Raw genomic sequence first — 22,071 nt, 5'->3', positions numbered from 1 at the left:
TCCTAACCCTTACGGGGGGCGTGTGCCCCGCTGTCGTGAACCTGTCGATGGGTGCGGAGCATGATCGAGGCAGTCGGCCTGACCAAGCGCTACGGCGACAAGACCGCTGTGCACAACCTGTCCTTCCAGGTACGGCCCGGCGCCGTCACCGGCTTCCTCGGACCGAACGGCTCCGGCAAGTCGACGACGATGCGGATGATCCTCGGCCTGGACAACCCGACCGCGGGCTCCGTCACGATCGGCGGCTTCCCCTACCGCCGGCTGCCGAACGCGGCCCGGCAGGTGGGCGCGCTGCTCGACGCCAAGGCCGTGCACGGCGGCCGGCACGCCCGCAACCATCTGCTCTGTCTCGCCCAGCTGTCCGGCATCCCCGAGCGGCGGGTGGACGAGGTGCTCGGCGTGGTCGGCCTCCAGGACGTGGCGCGGCGGCGGTCCAAGGGCTTCTCCCTGGGCATGGGCCAGCGGCTCGGCATCGCGGCGGCGCTGCTCGGCGACCCCCAGGTGCTGCTGTTCGACGAACCGGTCAACGGGCTCGACCCCGAGGGCATCCTCTGGGTCCGCAACCTGATGAAGTCGCTGGCGGCGGAGGGCCGGACGGTCTTCGTCTCGTCCCACCTGATGAGCGAGATGGCGCTCACGGCCGACCACCTCATCGTCATCGGGCGCGGACAGCTGCTGTCCGACATGAGCGTCCAGGACTTCATCGCGGCGAACTCCGCCGGCTTCGCCCGGGTCCGCACCCCGCACACGGAGCCGCAGCTGCGCGAGAAGCTGGCCGCCGCGCTCACCGAGGCGGGCGGTCATGTCCTGCCCGAGCAGGACGGCGCCCTGCGCATCACCGGTCTGGCACTCCCCCGGATCAGCGACATCGCCCACGACAGCGACGTCCGGCTGTGGGAACTGTCCCCGCACCAGGCCTCGCTGGAAGAGGCGTACATGCGGATGACACAGGCCGCGGTCGACTACCGCTCCACCATCGACCAGAAGGCCGGCCTCCAGCAGCCCATGCCGCCGGGCTTCCAGCCCCCCATGCCGGTCCCCGGCCAGGGCCAGCCCGGCTGGTACGCCCCACCGCCCCCGCAGCACGGCTACGCCCCGCCCCAGCCCGCCCAGGGCCCCTACGGCGCACCGCCGCCCGGCGCGAACGGAGCCAACCCGTACGCCCAGCCGCCGTCGGCCCCGGCCGCCGCCGCCCCCGCACCGACCGCCGCCGCCGCACCAGCCCCGCAGCCGGTCACCACGCCCACCAGCCTGGCCACCGCCCCGCAGGACCGGGTCCCGGCGGCCCCCGCCCAGGCCCCCGCCGCCTCGGCAAGCCCGGCTCCGGCGGCCCGGGCCGGCGACACCGCGACGCAGACGTTCGGCACGGCCACGAGCCCGGCACCCACCGCGGCCGCCACCCCGGCCCCGCAGCCGGTGGCCGCGCCCAGCGCCCCGCAGGACCGGGTCCCGGCGCCCACCGCAACCGCCACTCCGGCGCCCGCCGATGCCCCCCAGGACCAGGCCCCCGCCTCTCTCGCGAAGGCCGGGGTCGAGACCGACGCCCAGACGAGTCAGCCCGAGGACGCCCGATGAGCAGCCCGCAGCACCAGGCCCCGGCCCCGCAGGCCGCCGCGCCCGTTTGGCAGGGGGCGCCCGGGGCGTCGTACACCTCGCCGATCCCCGTCGTGCGGACGCACCTCGGGCATGCCATCGCCTCGGAGTGGACGAAGATCCGGTCGGTGCGGTCGACGATGTGGACGCTGGGGGTCTTCGTACTCCTGGTCGTCGGCATCGGCATGATGGTCGGCCTGCTGGTCGAGGCCAACGCGGGCGACGAGATCTCGGGCGAGAACCCGCTGTCGTACGGCTTCTTCGGTGTGCTGCTCGGCTGTATGCCGATCATCACGCTCGGCGTGCTCACCACCGCCTCCGAGTACGGCACCGGCATGATCCGCACCACGATGGTCGCGTGCCCGTCCCGCGGCCGGGTCCTCGCGGCGAAGGGCGTCGTGTTCTTCACGGTCGCCTTCGTCGTGACGCTGGTGTCGACCGCCTTCGTCGCCATGGTGGACGCCTCGCTGCTGAGCCGCGCCCGCGAGCCCTCTGCCGGCGAGTGGCTGAAGGCCACCGTCGGGGTGTCCCTCTACATCGCGCTGCTCGGCCTGCTGTCCCTCGCCGTCGGCTCGATCATCCGGCACTCGGCGGGCGCCACCACCATCATGATCGGCCTGCTGCTGGCCCCGCTGGTCATCGCGATCTTCATGTTCTCGGAGTCCCTGCAGGGCCTGCGCGAGGCCCTGTTCGAGTACTCGATCCCGAGCCAGCTCGGCGTCTGGTACTCCGCCGCGATCAGCGACAGCGGCAGCGGCCCGAGCGGCTGGGACCCGCTGTGGATCGCGCTCGGCGTCACGGCCGCCGTGTTCGGCGCCGCGTTCGCCCTGCTGGAGAAGCGGGACGTGTAAGCAGCCGGACAGTGCCCGTCAGAACTTGGGCGCGTTTCGGGACCGCCGCACCCCCGGGTTGCGGCGGTCCCGCGCGTTCCAGCACGCCTTGTGCCAGTGGCGGCGGTCGTCGACCCCCGAGTGCTCCGGCCAGGCCACGACGTGCGGAACGCCGTCCGGGATCATCTGGTCGCAGCCCGGGCACCGGTACGTCTTCCCCTGCGCGCTCGCGCCGGCCACGTGCCGTACGCTCCACTCCTCGCCCTGCCAGCTCACGGTGGACTGCCAGCCGCCGTAACGGCTCGCGCGGTCGTCCTCGGCGCTCCGGCCGGACGAGCCCTCACCGTTGGGTCGGTTGCGACGCGGGGACACAGGACACCTCACGGGGCTATACAGGAAGCACGGTTCGCCTCCAGCGTACGCGGCAGTGGCACGGGTACCCGTAGCGGACCGATCCGCCCAAGTCCCCCTCTCCGACACCCCATTCTGCAGACAATCGGCAAATCTCTCCGCCAGGCCGTGTCCTCGGCACGTGTCGGACGGTTATGCCGGGTGGGGGAGCTCCGCGTCGGAGCCGAGGAAGCAGGAAAAAGTCCATGCGCGTTGGAAGTTTCGTGTTGGGAGCCCAGTTCCCCGGACAGGGCCAGGGGGAGGCGCTGCACCGCGCGGTCCGCTCCGCGGAGGTCGCCGAGGAAGCGGGTCTGGACTCGGTGTGGCTGGCCGAGCACCACTTCGTGCCGTACGGCACATGCCCGTCGGCGGTCACCCTCGCCGCCCTGCTGCTGGGCCGCACCCGGCGCATCCGGGTCGGCACCGCGGTGAGCGTGCTGCCCACCGTCCATCCCGTCGCCCTCGGCGAACAGGCCGCGCTGCTGCATCTCACGAGCGGCGGACGCTTCTCGCTCGGCGTGGGCCGCGGCGGCCCCTGGGTCGACCTGGAGGTCTTCGGCACCGGCCTACAGGCGTACGAGAAGGACTTCCCGGAATCACTCGATCTGCTGGTGCGCTGGCTGCGCGAGGCGTCCGTGGGCGCCGACGGCGAACGTTTCCGCTTCCGTGAGGTCACCGTCGTGCCGCGCCCGTCGGAGGCGCTGACGTGTCCCGTTGACAGCGCGGACAGCGCGGACGGCGTTGACGGCCCGGAGGTCGTCGTGGCGTGCACGTCCCCGGCGAGCGTGCGGCTGGCCGCCGAGCGCGGGCTGCCGATGCTGCTCGGGATGCACGTCGGGGACGAGGAGAAGGCGGAAATGGTCGCCGCCTGGCGGCAGTTCGCGCGCGCGGCGGGACGGCCCGGGGACGAGATCCGGGCCGCGGCCCATGTCTCGGCGGGCGTCTGCCAGCTCGCGGACCGGCGCACGGACGCCGAGGAGACCCTGGTGAAGGCGATGCCGGGCTGGCTGAAGCAGGGGCTCGATGCGCATGTCACGGTGGACGGCCGTGCCCGCTCGATGCGGGACCCGGTGGCGTACACCGAACTGCTCTGCGGGCTGCACCCGGTGGGTACTCCGCGACTGTGCGTCGACCGGCTGGCGGCGACCAGCGAGCGGACCGGCATCTCGCGCTTCGCCCTGCTCGTCGAGGGCTCCGGCGACCTGGCGGCCACGGAGGAGAACGTACGGCGGCTGGGCGCGGAGGTACTCCCCCACCTCCGCTGAACGAACGGCCCGGTCGAAACGTCCCCGGTCGAAACGACGACCCTGGTGGGCCGGGAGCTTGCCGCTCCTGTACTGATGGCACCTCCCGCGTACGGAGCGGCAAGCGACCGGCTCACACCGGTGCCTCAGCAGTCCCGGAATTCCGGGGACTGGTTGAGTACCTGGCTGCGGACCGAGGTGAAACGGGCGAGCTTCTCGTCGACGGTCGAGTCCAACGGGAACACCGCAACCCGGTGGCAGTTCTGGAAGGCCAGCCGTACACCGAAGTGCCGCTGCAGGGCGCCCCGAATGGCGTCGCTGGCGAGCGCGCGGAGCAACTGCCCGCGTGCCCGCTCGTCCGGCGGGGGCGTCTGGTTGTCGGCGAAGGCTCCGCCGTCCACCTTCAGCTGGGCCACCAGGGAGCTGATCATCTCCCATGCGTAGGGCAGGGAGGTCCGGACGCAGTCGACGAATTCAGCTTCGTCGACCTCGCCTCGCTCGGCCTGTTCGAGTAGGGCCGGTGAGACGTCGAGCGACATGGGTTCTCCTCTCGCACCCCCGACAAATCAGGGGTTGCCGGACAGGGAAAGGGAGTTCGCCATGCCGAAACAGGGCACAGGCGTGCCGAGATACCGCACACGCTGAGTACACGCATCGCGACCTCCCGTTCACTACGGTAGGCAACGGCCCGTGACCGCACCAGGAGAATGGGCACATAGAGACGCTCTCTTGGGCACACAATCGGCCAGTGTCGAACAGCGGTTTTCCAGGGCGAATCGCGTGCACTGTGGGGCGTCGGATAGCGTTGCGCTTCATGCGTCTCGTCATCGCCCGGTGCTCCGTCGACTACGTCGGCAGGCTCACCGCCCACCTCCCCTCCGCCCCCCGCCTCATCCTGGTGAAGGCGGACGGCAGCGTCTCGATCCACGCGGACGACCGGGCCTACAAGCCCCTGAACTGGATGTCGCCGCCCTGCACGCTGAAGGAGGACACGGGGGAGAACGCCGAGGGCACCGGGGGCGTCTGGACCGTCACCAACAAGGGCGGCGAGAAGCTCATCATCACGATGGAGGAGATCCTCCACGACTCGTCGCACGAACTGGGCGTCGATCCCGGCCTGATCAAGGACGGCGTGGAAGCGCACCTCCAGGAACTGCTCGCCGACCGCATCGACACCCTCGGCGAGGGCTACACCCTCATCCGCCGCGAGTACATGACGGCCATCGGGCCGGTCGACATCCTGTGCCGGGACGCCGAGGGACGGACCGTCGCGGTCGAGATCAAGCGGCGCGGCGAGATCGACGGTGTCGAGCAACTCACGCGCTATCTGGAGCTGTTGAACCGCGACCCGCATCTCGCGCCGGTCCGCGGCGTCTTCGCCGCACAGGAGATCAAGCCGCAGGCCCGCGTCCTGGCCACCGACCGCGGCATCGGCTGCCAGGTCCTGGACTACGACGCGATGCGCGGCGTCGAGGACGACAAACTGCGGCTGTTCTGACGAAGTACGACACCGAGGGCCGGGTTCCTGGAAGGAGCCCGGCCCTCGGTGTCGGTCGGAGGCGGGTCAGATCACCGGGTCCGGGGTGCTCTCGGAGGGGCTGACGGGGGCGGCGGAGGTGGAGCCGCTCGCCGAGGCCGTGGTGTCGGCGGACGGCGACGGGGAGGTGGTCACGGTGTCCGTCGGGGTCGGGGAGCTGCTGTCCGACGGTGACGACGAGCCGCCGGTGTGCGACGCCGACGGCGAGGGCGAGTTCGATGTGGACGTGGACGGCTTCGGGGTCTGGGACGGCGACGACCCACCGCTCCCCGACGTGTGCGAGCTGCTCGCCCCCGGTGTGGGAGTCGTCGCCGACTCGCTCGCCGACGGGTCGTCCGTGGTCCCCATGGTGCCGCCCGGGTCCGTCGGTCTGCTGGTCGCGGTGCCGGTGTCGCCGCTCGGGGTGTCCGAGTCGAGGTCACCGTCGTCGAGGCCGGTGCTGGCGGAGGGGACGCCGAACCGCTCGGAGGGGGTGTTCGCGTCGTTGTTGGAGGTCGCGCCGAGCGTCACGACGGTGCCGAGCACGGCGACGAGCAGGGCGCCCGCGCCGGCCGCGACGAGGTTGCGCCGGGCGAAGCCCTTGAGGCCGCCCTTGCCGTGGTGGGCCGGGGCAGCGGGTGAGGGCGGCGGGCTCACCGCGCGGTGGACGACGGTCTCGGCGTCCGGCGGATAGGTCGGCAGGGCGGCCTGGATGCCGCGCGGCGGGGGCGCCGACTCCTCGTGGCGGGCGTCGGGCACCTCCTCGCCGAGGGTGGCGGCGAGCCCCGGGATGTCGCCGGAGGCGTCGGCGACCAGGGCGAGGGCGCGGCGGCCCGCGATGGTGCCGCGCTTGTCGGCGAGGGAGGCGCGCAGGTCGAGGGAGGCTTCCAGTTCGGCGCGGGCCCGGTCGAGGTCTCCGGCGCAGAGCGCGAGGACGCCGAGTTCGTGGTGGAAGTAGGCCCGGTCGGCGGACTCGACGGCGAGCCGGGCGGCCTCGGCGCCTTCCTGGAGGGCGGTTTCCCAGGCGCTCCAGTGCAGTCCGGCGGCGAAGGCGGGTGCGGCGGCGCGGGCCAGCCGGACGGCGGGGGCCTTGTCGTCCTCGGCGGGTGACAGGGACTCCCCGGGCTCTTGCGGCACCGAGTCCCGGGGGACGGTGGTGGGGCCGGTCGCGGCGAGGGCGGTGAGGACGGCGTCGGCCTCGGCGCAGACCCGGTCGGGGGTGACGGAGGGGTGGGCGGCCCACCAGGCGTAGTGCTGGGCCGCGGCGTCGGCCCGGGCCTCGGCGTCGTCGCCGTATCCGGCGGCCTCCAGCTGGGCCTGGATGCCGGCGGCGAGCCGGTAGCGGGTGCCGACCGGGGAGACCAGCCCGCAGAGGACGAGTTCGCCGAGGGCGGCGTCGGCGTGGGTGTCGCCGACCAGGGCGGGCAGATGGGCCTGGTGCGGGAACTCGCCGTCGAGGGCGACGGCGAAGCGCAGGGCGGCGCGGGCGGAGGCGCTGAGCCGGGCGGCGAGCAGCGGGGCGGGCGCGGCGGCCTCGCCGAGGGAGGGCAGAGGTATCTCCTCGGCCTCGCCGGCCCCGGCGGGGATGTCGACGGACCCGCTGAGCGGGCGGGCGTCCTCGAAGACGCCGAACGCGTCGACGGCGTCCACGCCGGCGCGCAGTTGGTCGCGCTGCCGCAGCAGGGCGCCGGCCTGGACGAAGCGCAGCGGCAGGCCCTCGGACTCGAACCAGAGGTCGCCGGCCCAGTTGGACTCCTCCTCGGTGAGGCTCCGGCCGACGGCGTGCTCGATGACCTCGACACCGCCCGCGCGCTCGAGGCCGCTGAGGACGATGTCCTCGACGGCGGAGTCGGCGGAGGGCAGCGGGGTGTCGGGGGTCGCGCCGAAGAGGAAGGCGCACTCGGGGGTGGCGTCCAGCAGGTAGTCGAGTTCGGCGCCGCCGAAGTCCAGGTCGTCGACGACGACCACCGCGCCGATCTCCCCGACCAGGCCGAGGAGTTCCTCGGGCCCGGGGCGGTACCGGTCGGCGTCGTGGACGGCGTGGAACAGGCCGTGCAGCAGCTCGGCCGAGGTGCGGCGGAAGCCGGAGAGGCGGACGACGCCGTCGGGGGCGAGGTCCTCGCAGTCCTCGGCGACCAGGTCGAGGAGGCTGGTGCGGCCGGACCCGGCGGGGCCGGTGAGGCGTACGGAACGGCCGCGGGCGAGGAGGCGGACGAGCTGTTCGCGTTCCTCCTGACGGCCCAGGAGCGGCGGCGTGGGCCGGGCGGGGCCGGCCGGGACGGGCGGTCTGGCGGCCCGCTCGGCCTCGGCGCGCCGTTCCGGGGTGCGCTTGGCGGGGCGCTCGGGTCTCCCGGGACGCCCGGGCGTCTCGGTGGGCGGGCGGAGTTCTATCTCGCTGCCGTCGACCGGGTTGACCGTGAGCAGATGCTGTCCGGCGACGAGTTCGACGGTACGGGCCAGGGCGGGCGCGTGCTGGCCGAAGTCGGGTGTCAGGGGGTCCCTGGACGGGCGCGGGCGCGGCGCGTTGCCGTCGTCCTCGTGGCCGTACTCCTCGGGTCCCAGGGTGTTCGGGTCCATAGGTCAAGCCCCCAAAAGCGTGGTGTGGCGTCAGCCCCTCCCGGCCTCGCCGCACACTGCGCTGTCGCTTCCGGTCCGGTGCCCGCTTCGAGGGCTGCGAGCGGCGGGCAGACGAACCGTAAACCTTCGCACAGTATCCACGACAGCCCGGGGTGGTGCGGGGTCCGAGACGTCACGGTCCGGTGAGGATTGCGCCCGCCGTATGTTTTCCGCCGCAGGCCACACCGTGGATGGATCAGACCCTGGGGAGGGACTCCACGCCGATGCCGCCCTCGATGGAGAGGATCCGGTGCAGCCGGGTGGCCACCAGCAGGCGTTGCATCTGCGGCGGTACGTCACGCAGCACCAGACGCCGGCCGCAGCGGCCGGCCCGGCGGTGGACGCCCATGATGACGCCGAGGCCGGTGGCGTCCCAGGAGTCGAGCTCGGACAGGTCCAGCACCAGGTCACCGACTCCGTCGTCGACGGCCGTGTGCAGGACCGTACGGGCGTCCGCCGCGCTGCGCACGTCGAGGCGGCCCCCGACGACCAGCTCGGCGTGGTCGCCCCTGATGTGCATAGCGCTCCCCTAAGCGTGCGTCTCGTGCTCCGCTGTGTGGTGTCCGGTGTTGCATGCTCTGACTGCGCGAAGCGGTCGAAGGTTGCCGTCTGTGAGCGAACCGATACCGAATTCACCCGCACGGGTGAGACCTGTGGGGCCTGTGCGGTTTCGGTGCCTGGTCTAAGCCCTGCCCGCTCGCGCGTCCGATGTCACCGGCGTCAACCATCCGGCGCATCAGCGTGGCTCTGCGCGGGAGATTAGCGCTCACGCGGGCGCTGTGTGACCGCTTAGTAACGCGTCTCACGTCTCACGGCATGAGACACCGGTCACGTCGTCAATTGCTGTCCGTTTCAAGCCTGTTCCCACCGATTGGTGATGCCGCCCGAACGGTCTAGATTGGCCGCATGGTCAATCTGACGCGTATCTACACGAGGACCGGCGACCAGGGCACCACCGCTCTCGGGGACATGAGCCGGGTCGCCAAGACCGACCTCCGGATCGCCGCGTACGCCGACGCGAACGAGGCGAACGCGGTGCTCGGCACGGCGGTCGCCCTGGGCGGCCTGGACGAGGAGGTCGTCAAGGTCCTCACCCGCGTCCAGAACGACCTGTTCGACGTGGGCGCGGACCTCGCGACGCCGGTGGTGGAGAACCCGGAGTTTCCGCCCCTGCGGGTGGAACAGCCGTACATCGACAAACTGGAGGCGGACTGCGACCGCTTCCTGGAGTCCCTGGAGAAGCTGCGCTCCTTCATCCTCCCGGGCGGCACCCCCGGCGCCGCCCTCCTGCACCAGGCCTGCACCGTGGTCCGCAGGGCCGAGCGCTCGACGTGGGCCGCCCTGGAGGTTCACGGGGACCTCATGAACCCCCTGACGGCGACCTACCTCAACCGTTTGTCAGACCTGCTTTTCATTCTGGCCCGTACGGCCAACAAGGACGTCGGGGACGTGCTCTGGGTCCCGGGCGGGGAGCGCTGACGCCGGGGCCCTCTTCGGCCAGATCGCGTACGTGAGGGCGATCAGGCCGTGGATGCCGGCCGCCCTGAGGGCCACCCACTGGAAGGACCGCAGGGACGAGGTGTCGCCGTCGCCGACGTACCAGACCGCGGCCTGCAGCAGTCCGCAGGCGACCGACGCCGCCAGGACCGTACGGAGCCACAGGCGGCCCTCGTGGCGGGCGCGGGCCAGGCCGTGGCGCGGGGGCTTCGGCGGGGGCGGGCCGCCGGCCAGGCGGTGGGCGGCGTGGCCGTCGAGCCAGCGGATCGTGTAGTGGCCGTAGGCGACGGTGTAGCCGATGTACAGGGCCGCCAGGCCGTGCGTCCAGTCCGGATCGGCGCCGTTCCTGAGGTCGGTCGCCGTCACGGCGAACAGAACCAGTTCCAGCACCGGCTCGCACAGCAGCAGCACCACACTCGTACGGCGCCACCCCAGCAGATAGCGGACGGCCAGTCCCAGGGCCAGCAGCACCCAGAAGCCGACCTCACACGCGATGATCAGTCCGACGACCACGGCTCACTCACTCCTCTCGGTCTCTCCCTCCAGGCTTCCGTGCTCGGGAGCGCGTCTCGTCGTCGGCGGTGACGAAGTCGCGGTACATCGAAAGATGCAGTCCGGGACCGTTCGCGGGAAGCAGGCGTCCCGGGCACCCGGCGTGTTGGATGGAGTCATGGCCGTAGCACTCCCCCGCCCGCACCGCGACGACGTGCGGATCGCCGTGGGCGGGCTGCTCGGGGGGCTGCTGCTGTGGGCGCTCGGGATCACTCCCAGGGTCACCTCGGACGACCTGGTGCTGTGGCCGCAGCGCTGGGCGCCGCTGCTGCCGCTGGCTGTGACCGCCGGCTGTGAGCTGCTGCGCCGCGTCCGGCCCCGGGCGGGGCTGCTGATCGGCACGGCGGCGCTGACCGCGGACACGGTGACCCTGGGCAGCATCGTCACCGTCGTGCTGTACACGGACCTCGTGTACGCGGCCGTCCTGTACGGCACCCCCGCCTCGGCCCGCCGCATCCCGTGGATCAGCGGGCTGCTCACCGTGGTCGGCGGAGTGGTCCCGGCGGCGATCTGGCGCAACCCCCAGGGGCTGCTGATCGGTGTGGGCGTCGGGGTGGTCGCGCTCGCGCCCGCCACCACCGGCTGGGTGGTGCGCAACCACCGTGACGCCGCCGAGGCGGCCCGGCTGCGGGCCGAACAGACCGCGCTGCTGGCCTGGGGGCCCCTCCCATGCCCTTAAGGCTATGGGGGAGGACCGCAGCCAGGCCGTGCTCGCCGAACGGGCGCGGATGGCGAGGGAGTTGCACGACATGGTCGCCAACCATCTGTCGGCGATCGCCATCCACTCCACCGCCGCGCTGTCGATCGACGAGGCGGAGACCTCGCGGCAGGTGCTCAGGACCATCCGGGAGAACAGCGTCGAGGGGCTCGCGGAGATGCGCCGGCTGATCGGCATCCTGCGCGACGGCAGCGGGGAGGAGGAGCCCGCCACGACGCCCACCCTCGACGGCCTCGCCGCCCTGGTCGAGGGCGCGCGGGCCAACGGTCTCGACGTCGCCCTGAAGGCCGGTGAGGGCGCGGTGGGCCCGGTGCCGGCGCCCGTCGAACTCGCCGCCTACCGGATCGTGCAGGAGTCGCTGACCAACGCCCTCAAGCACGCCTGCCCGGGGCGGGTGACGGTGCGCCTGGCCCGGCGGGAGGGTGTGCTCGACGTCCGGGTGAGCAGCCCGTACGGCCATCGGGACGGGCCGCGCGCACCCGGCTCCGGGGCCGGTCTGGTCGGCATGCGGGAGCGGACGGCACTCCTGGGCGGCAGCTTCGAGGCCGGGCCCGAGGGCGCCCTGTGGACCGTATGGGCGGAGCTTCCGCTGAGTGAGGGAGACCTGACGTGATCCGTGTACTCGTCGCCGAGGACCAGTCCGCAGTGCGTGCCGGGCTGGTGCTGATCCTGGGCAGCGCGCCCGACATCGAGGTGGTCGGGGAGGCGGCCGACGGGGAGCGGGCGGTGGCGCTCGCGCGTGAACTGCGACCGGATCTCGTCCTGATGGATGTGCAGATGCCGCGTCTGGACGGGGTGTCGGCGACCCGGCAGGTGGTCGGCGAGGGGCTCGCGGACGTCCTCGTCCTGACCACGTTCGATCTCGACGAGTACGTGTTCGGGGCGCTGAGGGCGGGCGCGGCCGGGTTCCTGCTGAAGAACGCCGAGGCGAAGGACCTCATCGCGGCCGTCCGTACGGTGGCGGGCGGGGAGGGGCTGATCGCCCCGGCCGTGACCCGGCGGCTGATCGCCGAGTTCGCCGCGAAGCCGGTGCGGGAGCCGACCGCCGATCCGGCCGTCCTGGACGCGCTCACCCGGCGCGAGCGGGAGGTGCTGGCGTGCCTCGGGCAGGGTCTGTCCAACGCGGGGATCGCCGACCGCCTCGACATGGCGGAGGCGACGGTGAAGACCCATGTGAGCCGGCTGCTGGGGAAGCTGGAGCTGCGGAGTCGGGTTCAAGCGGCCGTACTGGCACAGGAGTTGGGGATCTGAGGTTTAGGTCGCGGGAATGGTCCAGACCTCTTGACCGATGGTCCAGACCTTTCTATTCTCGCGGCACTGTGGGTGCGAAGGCTCAGTCGCGCCCCCCAACTCCCCATAGGAGGCGCGGAATGCGCTTCAGAGACAGAGTGGCGGCGGGTTTCGCGACGCTGCTCCTCCCCATGGCCGGACTGGTCGGCCTGGCGAGCCCCGCCCAGGCCGCCGCCTCGGCCACGGCCACCTACACCAAGGCCTCGGACTGGGGCACCGGCTTCGAGGGCAAGTGGACGGTGAAGAACACCGGTACCACCGCCATCAGTTCCTGGACGGTCGAGTGGGACTACCCCTCCGGCACGTCCGTCACCTCCGCCTGGGACGCCGACGTCACCTCCGCCGGCACCCACTGGACCGCCAAGAACAAGTCCTACAACGACTCGATCGCCCCCGGCGCCTCCGTCTCCTTCGGCTTCAACGGAGCCGGCTCCGGATCGCCGTCCAACTGCAAGCTGAACGGCGGGAGTTGCGACGGCACCTCGGTGCCGGGCGACGCCGCCCCGTCCGCGCCGGGCACCCCCACCGCCTCCGGCGTCACCGACACCTCGGTCAAGCTGACCTGGTCCGCAGCCACCGACGACAAGGGCGTCAAGAACTACGACGTGCTGCGCGACGGCGCCAAGGTCGCCACGGTGACGACGACGTCGTACACCGCCACCGGTCTGACCGCCGGCACCGACTACTCCTTCACCGTCCAGGCCCGTGACACCGCCGACCAGACCGGACCGGCCAGCGGGGCGGTCGCCGTCCACACCACCGGCGGCGGCACCACTCCCCCGCCCGCCGGGAACAAGGTGAAACTCGGCTACTTCACCGAGTGGGGCATCTACGGCCGCAACTACAACGTCAAGAACCTGGTGACGTCCGGCTCCGCGGCGAAGATCACGCACATCAACTACGCCTTCGGCAACGTCACCGGCGGCAAGTGCGCGATCGGCGACTCCTACGCCGACTACGACAAGGCGTTCACCGCCGACCAGTCCGTCAGCGGCGCCGCCGACACCTGGGACCAGCCGCTGCGCGGCAACTTCAACCAGCTGCGCCAGCTGAAGGCCAAGTACCCGAACATCAAGGTCCTGTGGTCCTTCGGCGGCTGGACCTGGTCCGGCGGCTTCGGCCAGGCCGCGGCCAACCCGGCGGCCTTCGCGCAGTCCTGCTACGACCTGGTCGAGGACCCGCGCTGGGCCGACGTCTTCGACGGCATCGACATCGACTGGGAGTACCCGAACGCCTGCGGGCTGTCCTGCGACACCAGCGGGGCCGCCGCCCTCAAGAACCTGATGTCGGCACTGCGGGCCAAGTTCGGCGCCAGCTACCTGGTCACCGCGGCCACCACGGCCGACGGCACCTCCGGCGGCAAGATCGACGCCGCCGACTACGCGGGCGCCGCACAGTACGTCAACTGGTACAACGTGATGACGTACGACTTCTTCGGCGCCTTCGACGCGGACGGCCCGACCGCCCCGCACTCCCCGCTCACCACCTACAGCGGCATCCCGCAGGCCGGGTTCACCACGGCCGACGCGATCGCCAAGTTCAAGGCGAAGGGCGTGCCCGCCGACAAGCTGCTGATCGGCATCGGTTTCTACGGCCGCGGCTGGACCGGCGTCACACAGTCCGCGCCCGGCGGTACGGCGACCGGCCCGGCGGCGGGCACGTACGAGCAGGGCATCGAGGACTACAAGGTGCTCAGGACGTCCTGCCCCGCGACCGGCACGATCGCCGGCACGGCGTACGCCTACTGCGGCAACAACTGGTGGTCGTACGACACCCCGGCCACGATCGCCACGAAGATGGCGTGGGCGAAGACCCAGGGGCTCGGCGGCGCGTTCTTCTGGGAGTTCAGCGGCGACACCGCGGGCGGAGAGCTCGTGAGCGCCATCAGCAACAACCTGTAGGGCTCTGTAGGGCTCTCCTAAGCGACGTTGACGCGCTGACCGGGCGGGGCTGCCTCCAGCCACGCGAGGAATCCGGTCAGCGCGTCTTCGCTCATGGCGAGTTCGAGTCGGATGCCCTGATGGAGACAGGTGAGGATCACCGCGTCGGACAGCAGCGCCAGCTCCTCCTCGCCCTCGGGTAGACGCCGGCCGGCCACCTCGATCGAGGCGCGCTCCAGGACCCTGCGGGGGCGGTAGGCGTAGGAGAAGACGCGGTACCACTCGATCCGGTCGCCGCTGTACCGGGCGACGCCGTAGCTCCAGCCTTTTCCGCTCGTGTCCGGTTTCTCGGGGACGTCCCAGCGGAGCGAACAGTCGAAGGTACCGCCGGAGCGCTGGATGAGTCTGCGGCGCAGACCGAAGACGAACAGCCCCAGTACCACCAGGGCCACCACGACTCCGCACACAGTCAGAGCGAGGACCATCGACACCGACCTCCTCGTCTCCTAGGTACCGAAAATAGGTAACGGAACGGAAAAAACATCCAGATCTGCCTCAGCCGCGACCGGCTCCGGAGACTTCCGGTGCCGGCCGCGGCTGAGTGACGTCATAGAGCTCCGCGCTGGTCTCAGCGCGTCGCCGCCGCACGCAGTCGTACGTCCGCGCGACGCTCGGCGACCGCGTCGCCCTCCGCCTTCGCGAGCTCCAGCTCGCGCTCCGTGCGCTGGACGTCGATCTCGTCCGAGAGCTCGGCGATCTCGGCCAGCAGCGACAGCTTGTTGTCCGCGAACGAGATGAAACCGCCGTGCACCGCGGCGACGACCGTCCCACCGTCACTCGTACGGATGGTCACCGGGCCCGACTCCAGCACACCGAGCAGCGGCTGGTGACCGGGCATGACGCCGATGTCGCCGGACGTGGTGCGCGCGACGACCAGGGTGGCCTCGCCGGACCAGACCTCTCGGTCGGCCGCGACCAGCGCGACGTGCAGCTCAGCAGCCAAGGTGGCTCCTCGGGTCACCACCCGGCGGGTATGCCGGGTGTTGGTTACAAGTCTAGTGGGCGTACGAAGAGGGGCGGGACGCGCCCGCCCCTCTTCACGAGCGCGAGGCTCAGGAGACGCCCAGCTCCTTGGCGTTGGCCTTCAGGTCCTCGATGCCACCGCACATGAAGAACGCCTGCTCCGGGAAGTGGTCGTACTTGCCGTCGATGATCGCGTTGAAGGCCGCGATCGACTCGTCCAGCGGGACGTCCGACCCGTCGACGCCGGTGAACTGCTTGGCGACGTGGGTGTTCTGGGACAGGAAGCGCTCCACACGACGGGCCCGGTGGACGACGAGCTTGTCCTCCTCGCCGAGCTCGTCGATACCGAGGATCGCGATGATGTCCTGAAGGTCCTTGTACTTCTGCAGGACCGTCTTGACGCGCATCGCGGCCTCGTAGTGGTCCGCCGCGATGTAGCGGGGGTCCAGGATCCGGGACGTGGAGTCCAGCGGGTCCACGGCCGGGTAGATGCCCTTCTCCGAGATCGGACGGGAGAGCACCGTCGTCGCGTCGAGGTGGGCGAAGGTGGTGGCCGGGGCCGGGTCGGTCAGGTCGTCCGCGGGGACGTAGATCGCCTGCATCGAGGTGATCGAGTGACCACGGGTCGAGGTGATGCGCTCCTGGAGGAGACCCATCTCGTCGGCCAGGTTCGGCTGGTAGCCCACCGCGGAGGGCATCCGGCCGAGCAGGGTGGAGACCTCGGAACCGGCCTGCGTGAAGCGGAAGATGTTGTCGATGAAGAACAGCACGTCCTGCTTCTGGACGTCACGGAAGTACTCGGCCATGGTGAGGCCGGCCAGCGCGACGCGCAGACGGGTGCCCGGGGGCTCGTCCATCTGACCGAAGACGAGCGCGGTCTTGTCGATGACGCCCGACTCGCTCATTTCCTCGATGAGGTCGTTGCCCTCACGGGTGCGCTCGCCGACACCGGCGAACACGGAGACACCGTCGTGGTTGTTGGCGACGCGGTAGATCATCTCCTGGATGAGCACCGTCTTGCCGACGCCGGCGCCGCCGAACAGGCCGATCTTGCCGCCCTTGACGTACGGGGTCAGCAGGTCGATGACCTTGACGCCGGTCTCGAACATCTCGGTCTTCGACTCGAGCTCGTCGAAGTTCGGGGCCTTGCGGTGGATGGTCCAGCGCTCGCCGTCGTACTTCTCGTCGACGTTCAGCACCTCACCGAGGGTGTTGAACACCTTGCCCTTGGTGAAGTCGCCGACCGGGACGGTGATGCCCGTGCCGGTGTCGGTGACCGCGGCCTGGCGGACCAGACCGTCGGTGGGCTGCATGGAGATGGTGCGGACCAGGCCGTCACCCAGGTGCTGGGCGACCTCCAGGGTCAGGATCTTCTTCTCGCCCTCGTTGGCCGGGTCGGCGACCTCGACCTGCAGGGCGTTGTAGATCTCCGGCATCGCGTCGACGGGGAACTCCACGTCGACGACCGGGCCGATGACCCGGGCGACGCGGCCCGTGGCCGTCGCGGTCTCAACAGTGGTGGTCATTAGCGGTCACTCCCCGCGGTCGCGTCGGCCAGGGCACTGGAGCCACCGACGATCTCGCTGATTTCCTGGGTGATTTCGGCCTGGCGGGCCGCGTTGGCAAGTCGGGAGAGCGTGTTGATCAGGTCTCCCGCGTTGTCGGTCGCCGACTTCATCGCACGCCGCGTGGCGGCGTGCTTCGAGGCGGCCGACTGGAGAAGCGCGTTGTAGACGCGGCTCTCCACATAGCGCGGCAGCAGGGCGTCGAGGACGTCCTCCGCCGAGGGCTCGAAGTCGTACAGCGGAAGGATCTCGCCCTTCGGCGCTGCCTCCGCCGCGACCTCGTCGAGGCTGAGCGGCAGCAGACGGTCGTCGAGGGCCGTCTGCGTCATCATCGAGACGAACTCGGTGAAGACGATGTGGATCTCGTCCACGCCGCCCTCGGCCGTGGCCGTCTCGATCGCCTCGATCAGCGGCGCCGCGACCTTCTTGGCGTCCGCGTACGTCGGCTCGTCGGTGAAGCCCGACCACGAGTCCGCGATCTCGCGCTCACGGAACTTGTAGTGGGCGACCCCGCGCCGGCCGACGATGTACGTGTCGACCTGCTTGCCCTCGGTCTCGAGGCGCGCCGTCAGCTGCTCCGCGGCCTTGATGGCGTTGGAGTTGAAGGCACCGGCGAGACCGCGGTCGCTCGTCAGGAGCAGCACCGCGGACCGCGTGACCGTCTCGGCCTGCGTGGTCAGCGGGTGCTTCGTGTTCGAGCCGGTACCGACCGCCGTGACCGCGCGGGTGAGCTCGGTCGCGTACGGAGAGGAGGCCCTCACCTTGCGCTGCGCCTTGACGACGCGCGAGGCGGCGATCATCTCCATCGCCTTGGTGATCTTCTTGGTCGCGGTGACGGATCGGATGCGACGCTTGTAGACCCGGAGCTGGGCTCCCATGAGTCAGGTCCCTTCCTACGTCACTTGGCGGTGGACGGAGCGTCCTCGCCGAGCAGCTGGCCGTCCGAGGTCTCGAACTGCTTCTTGAAGTCGACGATCGCGTCGGCGATGGCCGTCAGCGTGTCGTCGGACAGCTTGCCGCCCTCCCGGATGGAGGTCATGAGGCCCTGCTCCTTGCGGTGCAGGTACTCGAGCAGCTCCTTCTCGAAGCGGCGGATGTCGGCGACCGGCACCTCGTCCATCTTGCCGGTGGTGCCGGCCCAGACGGAGACGACCTGGTCCTCGGTGGACATCGGCTGGTACTGGGCCTGCTTCAGCAGCTCGACCATGCGCTGACCGCGCTCCAGCTGCGCCTTCGACGCGGCGTCCAGGTCGGAACCGAAGGCGGCGAACGCCTCCAGCTCACGGAACTGGGCGAGGTCGACGCGGAGCCGGCCGGAGACCTGCTTCATCGCCTTGTGCTGCGCGGAACCACCGACTCGGGAGACGGAGATACCGACGTTCAGCGCGGGGCGCTGACCGGCGTTGAACAGGTCCGACTCCAGGAAGCACTGGCCGTCGGTGATGGAGATGACGTTGGTCGGGATGAACGCCGAGACGTCGTTGGCCTTGGTCTCGACGATCGGCAGACCGGTCATCGAGCCCTTGCCCTCGTCGTCCGAGAGCTTCGCGCAGCGCTCGAGGAGACGGGAGTGCAGGTAGAAGACGTCACCCGGGTAGGCCTCACGGCCCGGCGGGCGGCGCAGCAGCAGCGACACGGCGCGGTAGGCGTCGGCCTGCTTCGACAGGTCGTCGAAGATGATCAGGACGTGCTTGCCCTCGTACATCCACTGCTGGCCGATAGCCGAGCCGGTGTACGGCGCCAGGTACTTGAAGCCGGCCGGGTCGGACGCCGGGGCGGCGACGATGGTCGTGTACTCCAGCGCGCCGTTCTCCTCCAGCGCGCCGCGGACCGACGCGATGGTCGAGCCCTTCTGGCCGATGGCGACGTAGATGCAGCGGACCTGCTTCTCCGGGTCGCCCGAGCGCCAGTTGTCGCGCTGGTTGATGATCGTGTCGACGGCCAGGGCGGTCTTGCCGGTCTGGCGGTCGCCGATGATCAGCTGACGCTGACCGCGGCCGATCGGGGTCATCGCGTCGACGGCCTTGTAGCCGGTCTCCATCGGCTCGTGCACCGACTTGCGCTGCATGACCGTGGGGGCCTGCAGCTCGAGGGCGCGGCGGCCGGACGTCTCGATCTCGCCGAGGCCGTCGATCGGGGTGCCGAGCGGGTCGACGACACGGCCGAGGTATCCCTCGCCGACGGCCACGGAGAGCACCTCGCCGGTACGGGTGACCGGCTGACCCTCCTCGATGCCGCTGAACTCACCGAGGATGACGCAGCCGATCTCGCGCTCTTCCAGGTTGAGCGCGAGGCCGAGGGTGCCGTCCTCGAACTTCAGCAGTTCGTTGGCCATGGCCGAGGGCAGACCCTCGACCTTCGCGATGCCGTCGCCGGCAAGGCTGACCGTACCGACCTCCTCGCGCGAGGCCGCGTCCGGCTTGTACGACTGGACGAAGTTCTCCAGCGCGTCCCGGATCTCCTCCGGCCGGATCGTGAGCTCCGCCATCTGGGTTCCCTGCTCTCCTTGTTGGGCCCGAAGTTTCTTAAGGGTCTGGGGGCGACCCCCAGGATTCTTCTGCACGGCCCAACCAGGGCCGCCTGCGTACGTACTGAGTACTGAGTGTTGAGTTGCTGCTAGCTCGCCATGCGGCGCGCCGCGTCCTCGAGCCGGTCCGCGAGCGAACCGTTGATGACCTCGTCACCGACCTGCACCCGGATCCCACCGACGACATCGGGGTCGACGTCGAGGTTGAGGTGCATCCGGCGGCCGTAGAGCTTGGCGAGAGCGGCGCCGAGGCGCTGCTTCTGCGTGTCGCTCAGCGGCACGGCCGAGGTGACAACGGCCACGACGCGGTCACGGCGCTCGGCGGCGAGCTTGGACAGGGACTCGAGTCCCGCTTCCAGGCTACGTCCACGCGGCGCGGTCACCAGGCGCGTCACCAGCCGCACGGTGGCCGCGTCGGCACGGCCGCCGAGCAGGCTGCGCAGCAGCTCGCCCTTGGCCGCGGCGGTGGCCTTCCGGTCGGTCAGCGCGGCGCGCAGCTCGGTGGTGGAGGAGACGATCCGCGCGAAGCGGAACAGCTCGTCCTCCACGTCGTCGAGCTTGTCGGCCTGCTGGGCGGCGGTGAGGTCGGCGGTGTCCGCCAGTTCCTCCAGCGCGTCCACCAGGTCGCGCGACTGCGACCAGCGGGAGCGCACCAGGCCGGACACCAGGTCCGCGGCGGGTCCGCCGATCTGGCTGCCCAGCAGGCGCTGGACCAGCTCGGCCTTGGCCTCACCGGCCTGCGCCGGGTCGGTGAGGACCCGACGCAGGCTGACCTCGCGGTTGAGCAGCGCGGTGACGGCCGCCAGCTCGCCGGCGAGCCGCTCCGCGTCCGTGGACGTGGAGTCCGTCAGCGCGTCGAGACGCTCACGTGCGGCAGCCAGGGCATCACGGCTCGCTCCGTTCATCGCGACGCCTCGGCCTTCGTCGCCTTGTCATCGAGTTCGTCGAGGAAACGGTCGATGACGCGGCTCTGCCGGGCGTGGTCCTCGAGGGACTCGCCGACGAGCTTGCCGGCCAGTTCGGTGGCGAGCTTGCCGACGTCCTGACGCAGCGCGGACGAGGCGGCCTTGCGGTCGGCGTCGAGCTGCGCGTGTCCGGCGGCGACGATCTCCTCGCGCTGCCGCTGGCCTTCCGCGCGCATCTCGGCGATGAGCGTGGCGCCCTGCTCCTGAGCCTCCTGGCGCAGGCGCGCGGCCTCGTGGCGGGCCTCGGCGAGCTGAGCCTTGTACTGCTCGAGCACGCTCTGTGCCTCGGTCTGAGCGGCCTCGGCCTTCTCGATACCGCCTTCGATGGCCTCGCGACGCTCTTCCAGAACCTTGTTGATGTTCGGGAGGAGCTTCTTGGCGAGGAAGCCGAAGACGATGACGAAGGCGATCAGGCCGATCACGAGCTCCGGAATCGGCGGGATGAGCGGGTTTTCCGCTTCCTCAGCCGCCAGCTGAACCAGGGGGCTCATATCAGTGCCTTTCGTCGAAAGGTGCGGTCCGACGGATCAGGAGGTCGGGTAGACGAACGGCATGACCAGACCGATGAGGGCGAGCGCCTCACAGAAGGCGAAGCCGAGGATCTGGTTGGCGCGGATCAGACCGGCAGCCTCAGGCTGACGGGCGAGCGCCTGGGTGCCGTTACCGAAGATGATGCCGACGCCGACGCCCGGGCCGATCGCCGCGAGGCCGTAGCCGATCGAGCCGAGGTTGCCCTTGATCTCGACGCCGGCTGCAAGGGTCTGGAGAGCGGACATGCCGGTTCTTCCTTCTCTTTCAAGGACCGGTGGGGGTTGGCCACCGGATGTCTGGTTGGGTGTTCGGGCCGGCTCAGTGGTGCTCGGCGAGCGCGCCCTGGATGAAGCTGCAGGTCAGCAGGACGAAGACGTACGCCTGCACCGCTTGGATGAAGAGCTCGAAGGCCGTCATCACGAGGACCATCACGAACGAGACGGCGGAGTAGGCGATGCCGATGCCGTTCAGCATGTACCAGCTGGCGATCGTGAAGAGCAGCAGGAGGGTGTGGCCGGCGAACATGTTCGCGAAGAGTCGCACGGCGTGGGTGAAGGGCCGCACGAGGAGGTTCGAGAACAGCTCGATCGTCATCGACAGCGGAAGGACCCCGCCGAGGGTCTTGTCGTAGCCGGTGAAGTTCTTCCAGGCGCCGACGAAGCCCTGACGCTTGAAGGTCAGCGAGACCCACAGGACGTAGACGATGGCTGCCAGGACCGCGGGGTAGGAAATGATCGCGGTGACCGGGAACTGGGCGATCGGGATGATGGACCAGAGGTTCATCATCCAGACGAAGAAGAAGAGCGAGACGACGAGCGGTACGTACTTCTCGCCTTCCTTCTTGCCGATGGTCTCGTAGACGACGCCGCGGCGGATGAAGTCGTAGCCGGCCTCGGCGACCATCTGGAGCTTGCCGGGGACGACCTTCGGGCGGGCGAAGGCGGCCCAGAAGAAGCCGACGATGATGATCGAGCCGAGCAGGGCCAGCAGCATCGTCTTGTTGAAGTACGAGTTGCCGTCCGCGTCGCCGAGGAGCGGCTCGAACAGGAACGAGTGCAGGCCCGGAGCCGGGAAGCCACAACCGTCGAACAGGTGGCAGTCGGTCTCGAAAGCGAGCACCTGCGTCGGGTCAGCACTCACCGCGGGCTCCTTCGTCGTGGCGCATGTGTACGGCAACCTCGTTGTGTCGGCGCGGCGTTCGGCCGCGTTTCGGCACGGGACTGGTGTTTCGGATGTGGGGGCGGCTAGGGGGCATCTCGCCTCGCGATTGAGCAGGCGTCAGCTCGGATGCCCGCGCCCGCGATGCCGCAGTTGGCACCGGACGATAGCAGGAT

General features: G+C 70.5%; 21 protein-coding genes and 1 pseudogene. 8 read left to right on the top strand and 14 right to left on the bottom strand.

Translation table 11 applies throughout. The annotated features are described in order from the left end of the window. Positions 1–60 precede the first annotated feature (60 nt). Together ACFPIH_RS32300 and ACFPIH_RS32295 are read left to right on the top strand one after the other, a co-directional pair. Positions 61–1,575 (top strand): ATP-binding cassette domain-containing protein, encoded by a 1,515-nt coding sequence (locus ACFPIH_RS32300; RefSeq protein ID WP_381180474.1) that lies wholly within the window; start codon positions 61–63, stop codon positions 1,573–1,575. After that, on the top strand, positions 1,572–2,444 hold the full coding sequence (locus tag ACFPIH_RS32295; protein WP_381180476.1) for an ABC transporter permease subunit: 873 nt from the start codon (positions 1,572–1,574) through the stop codon (positions 2,442–2,444). Before ACFPIH_RS32300 ends, ACFPIH_RS32295 begins: the two co-directional genes overlap by 4 nt. A gap of 18 nt (positions 2,445–2,462) precedes the next feature. On the opposite strand, the gene ACFPIH_RS32290 is transcribed toward ACFPIH_RS32295, so the two are convergent. Next, positions 2,463–2,795 (bottom strand): ATP/GTP-binding protein, encoded by a 333-nt coding sequence (locus ACFPIH_RS32290; RefSeq protein ID WP_381180478.1) that lies wholly within the window; start codon positions 2,793–2,795, stop codon positions 2,463–2,465. A gap of 224 nt (positions 2,796–3,019) precedes the next feature. On the opposite strand from ACFPIH_RS32290, the gene ACFPIH_RS32285 reads away from it, so the two are divergent. Continuing rightward, complete coding sequence (locus ACFPIH_RS32285) at positions 3,020–4,078, top strand: LLM class flavin-dependent oxidoreductase (protein WP_381180480.1); 1,059 nt, start codon at positions 3,020–3,022, stop codon at positions 4,076–4,078. A gap of 125 nt (positions 4,079–4,203) precedes the next feature. On the opposite strand, the gene ACFPIH_RS32280 is transcribed toward ACFPIH_RS32285, so the two are convergent. Further along, positions 4,204–4,596, bottom strand: coding sequence for an SCO5389 family protein (locus tag ACFPIH_RS32280; RefSeq protein ID WP_381180482.1), 393 nt, complete (start codon positions 4,594–4,596; stop codon positions 4,204–4,206). Between the two features lie 275 nt (positions 4,597–4,871). Between ACFPIH_RS32280 and nucS the strand changes: the two genes are divergently transcribed. Next, entirely contained in the window at positions 4,872–5,555 is a 684-nt protein-coding gene (nucS, locus tag ACFPIH_RS32275; protein ID WP_381180484.1) for an endonuclease NucS, read from the top strand. A 66-nt stretch (positions 5,556–5,621) separates the two neighbouring features. On the opposite strand, the gene ACFPIH_RS32270 is transcribed toward nucS, so the two are convergent. Continuing rightward, positions 5,622–8,150 carry a P-loop NTPase family protein gene (locus ACFPIH_RS32270; RefSeq protein ID WP_381180486.1) on the bottom strand — a complete coding sequence of 843 codons (2,529 nt, stop codon included), beginning with the start codon at positions 8,148–8,150 and terminating at the stop codon, positions 5,622–5,624. A gap of 235 nt (positions 8,151–8,385) precedes the next feature. Beyond that, positions 8,386–8,709 carry an STAS domain-containing protein gene (locus ACFPIH_RS32265; RefSeq protein WP_381180487.1) on the bottom strand — a complete coding sequence of 108 codons (324 nt, stop codon included), beginning with the start codon at positions 8,707–8,709 and terminating at the stop codon, positions 8,386–8,388. A 386-nt stretch (positions 8,710–9,095) separates the two neighbouring features. Between ACFPIH_RS32265 and ACFPIH_RS32260 the strand changes: the two genes are divergently transcribed. Beyond that, positions 9,096–9,668, top strand: a complete 573-nt coding sequence (locus ACFPIH_RS32260) for a cob(I)yrinic acid a,c-diamide adenosyltransferase (RefSeq protein ID WP_381180489.1) — start codon at positions 9,096–9,098, stop codon at positions 9,666–9,668. On the opposite strand, the gene ACFPIH_RS32255 is transcribed toward ACFPIH_RS32260, so the two are convergent. Continuing rightward, positions 9,588–10,199: a hypothetical protein gene (locus tag ACFPIH_RS32255; protein WP_381180491.1), complete on the bottom strand. Its 612-nt coding sequence runs from the start codon at positions 10,197–10,199 to the stop codon at positions 9,588–9,590. The two genes, ACFPIH_RS32260 and ACFPIH_RS32255, sit on opposite strands and share 81 nt — an antisense overlap. A 157-nt stretch (positions 10,200–10,356) precedes the next feature. On the opposite strand from ACFPIH_RS32255, the pseudogene ACFPIH_RS32250 reads away from it, so the two are divergent. The 3 genes and pseudogenes from ACFPIH_RS32250 (at position 10,357) to ACFPIH_RS32240 (ending at position 14,147) form a co-directional block, all read left to right on the top strand. Then, positions 10,357–11,569: pseudogene (locus ACFPIH_RS32250) on the top strand (sensor histidine kinase). Further along, positions 11,566–12,207 carry a response regulator gene (locus tag ACFPIH_RS32245; RefSeq protein WP_381180493.1) on the top strand — a complete coding sequence of 214 codons (642 nt, stop codon included), beginning with the start codon at positions 11,566–11,568 and terminating at the stop codon, positions 12,205–12,207. The pseudogene ACFPIH_RS32250 and the gene ACFPIH_RS32245 overlap by 4 nt, the downstream one beginning before the upstream one ends. Before the next feature lie 119 nt (positions 12,208–12,326). Next, positions 12,327–14,147 carry a glycosyl hydrolase family 18 protein gene (locus ACFPIH_RS32240; RefSeq protein ID WP_381180494.1) on the top strand — a complete coding sequence of 607 codons (1,821 nt, stop codon included), beginning with the start codon at positions 12,327–12,329 and terminating at the stop codon, positions 14,145–14,147. Between the two features lie 17 nt (positions 14,148–14,164). On the opposite strand, the gene ACFPIH_RS32235 is transcribed toward ACFPIH_RS32240, so the two are convergent. From ACFPIH_RS32235 to atpB, 9 genes are all read right to left on the bottom strand, one after another. After that, complete coding sequence (locus tag ACFPIH_RS32235) at positions 14,165–14,611, bottom strand: DUF2550 domain-containing protein (protein ID WP_381180496.1); 447 nt, start codon at positions 14,609–14,611, stop codon at positions 14,165–14,167. Between the two features lie 143 nt (positions 14,612–14,754). Continuing rightward, on the bottom strand, positions 14,755–15,129 hold the full coding sequence (locus tag ACFPIH_RS32230) for a F0F1 ATP synthase subunit epsilon (protein WP_381180498.1): 375 nt from the start codon (positions 15,127–15,129) through the stop codon (positions 14,755–14,757). A 109-nt stretch (positions 15,130–15,238) separates the two neighbouring features. Next, positions 15,239–16,675 carry a F0F1 ATP synthase subunit beta gene (atpD, locus tag ACFPIH_RS32225; RefSeq protein ID WP_381180500.1) on the bottom strand — a complete coding sequence of 479 codons (1,437 nt, stop codon included), beginning with the start codon at positions 16,673–16,675 and terminating at the stop codon, positions 15,239–15,241. Further along, the gene (locus ACFPIH_RS32220) at positions 16,675–17,592 is read right to left on the bottom strand and encodes a F0F1 ATP synthase subunit gamma (RefSeq protein ID WP_381180502.1); all 918 of its coding nucleotides are present in this window, start codon (positions 17,590–17,592) and stop codon (positions 16,675–16,677) included. The genes atpD and ACFPIH_RS32220 overlap by 1 nt, the downstream gene beginning before the upstream one ends. A gap of 20 nt (positions 17,593–17,612) precedes the next feature. Beyond that, positions 17,613–19,202 (bottom strand): F0F1 ATP synthase subunit alpha, encoded by a 1,590-nt coding sequence (gene atpA, locus ACFPIH_RS32215; RefSeq protein WP_381180504.1) that lies wholly within the window; start codon positions 19,200–19,202, stop codon positions 17,613–17,615. A 128-nt stretch (positions 19,203–19,330) separates the two neighbouring features. Then, on the bottom strand, positions 19,331–20,146 hold the full coding sequence (locus tag ACFPIH_RS32210) for a F0F1 ATP synthase subunit delta (RefSeq protein WP_381180506.1): 816 nt from the start codon (positions 20,144–20,146) through the stop codon (positions 19,331–19,333). After that, positions 20,143–20,697 (bottom strand): F0F1 ATP synthase subunit B, encoded by a 555-nt coding sequence (locus tag ACFPIH_RS32205; protein ID WP_381180508.1) that lies wholly within the window; start codon positions 20,695–20,697, stop codon positions 20,143–20,145. The genes ACFPIH_RS32210 and ACFPIH_RS32205 overlap by 4 nt, the downstream gene beginning before the upstream one ends. A 36-nt stretch (positions 20,698–20,733) precedes the next feature. Beyond that, a complete protein-coding gene (locus ACFPIH_RS32200) occupies positions 20,734–20,982 on the bottom strand; it encodes an ATP synthase subunit c family protein (RefSeq protein ID WP_030008695.1) in 249 nt (82 codons plus the stop codon). A gap of 73 nt (positions 20,983–21,055) precedes the next feature. After that, a complete protein-coding gene (gene atpB / locus ACFPIH_RS32195; RefSeq protein WP_381180510.1) occupies positions 21,056–21,877 on the bottom strand; it encodes a F0F1 ATP synthase subunit A in 822 nt (273 codons plus the stop codon). Positions 21,878–22,071: the final 194 nt, after the last annotated feature.

This window comes from Streptomyces vulcanius (assembly GCF_042653945.1).
Taxonomy (GTDB): Bacteria; Actinomycetota; Actinomycetes; order Streptomycetales; family Streptomycetaceae; genus Streptomyces; species Streptomyces mangrovi.
This window is presented reverse-complemented; position numbering and strand designations above follow the sequence as displayed.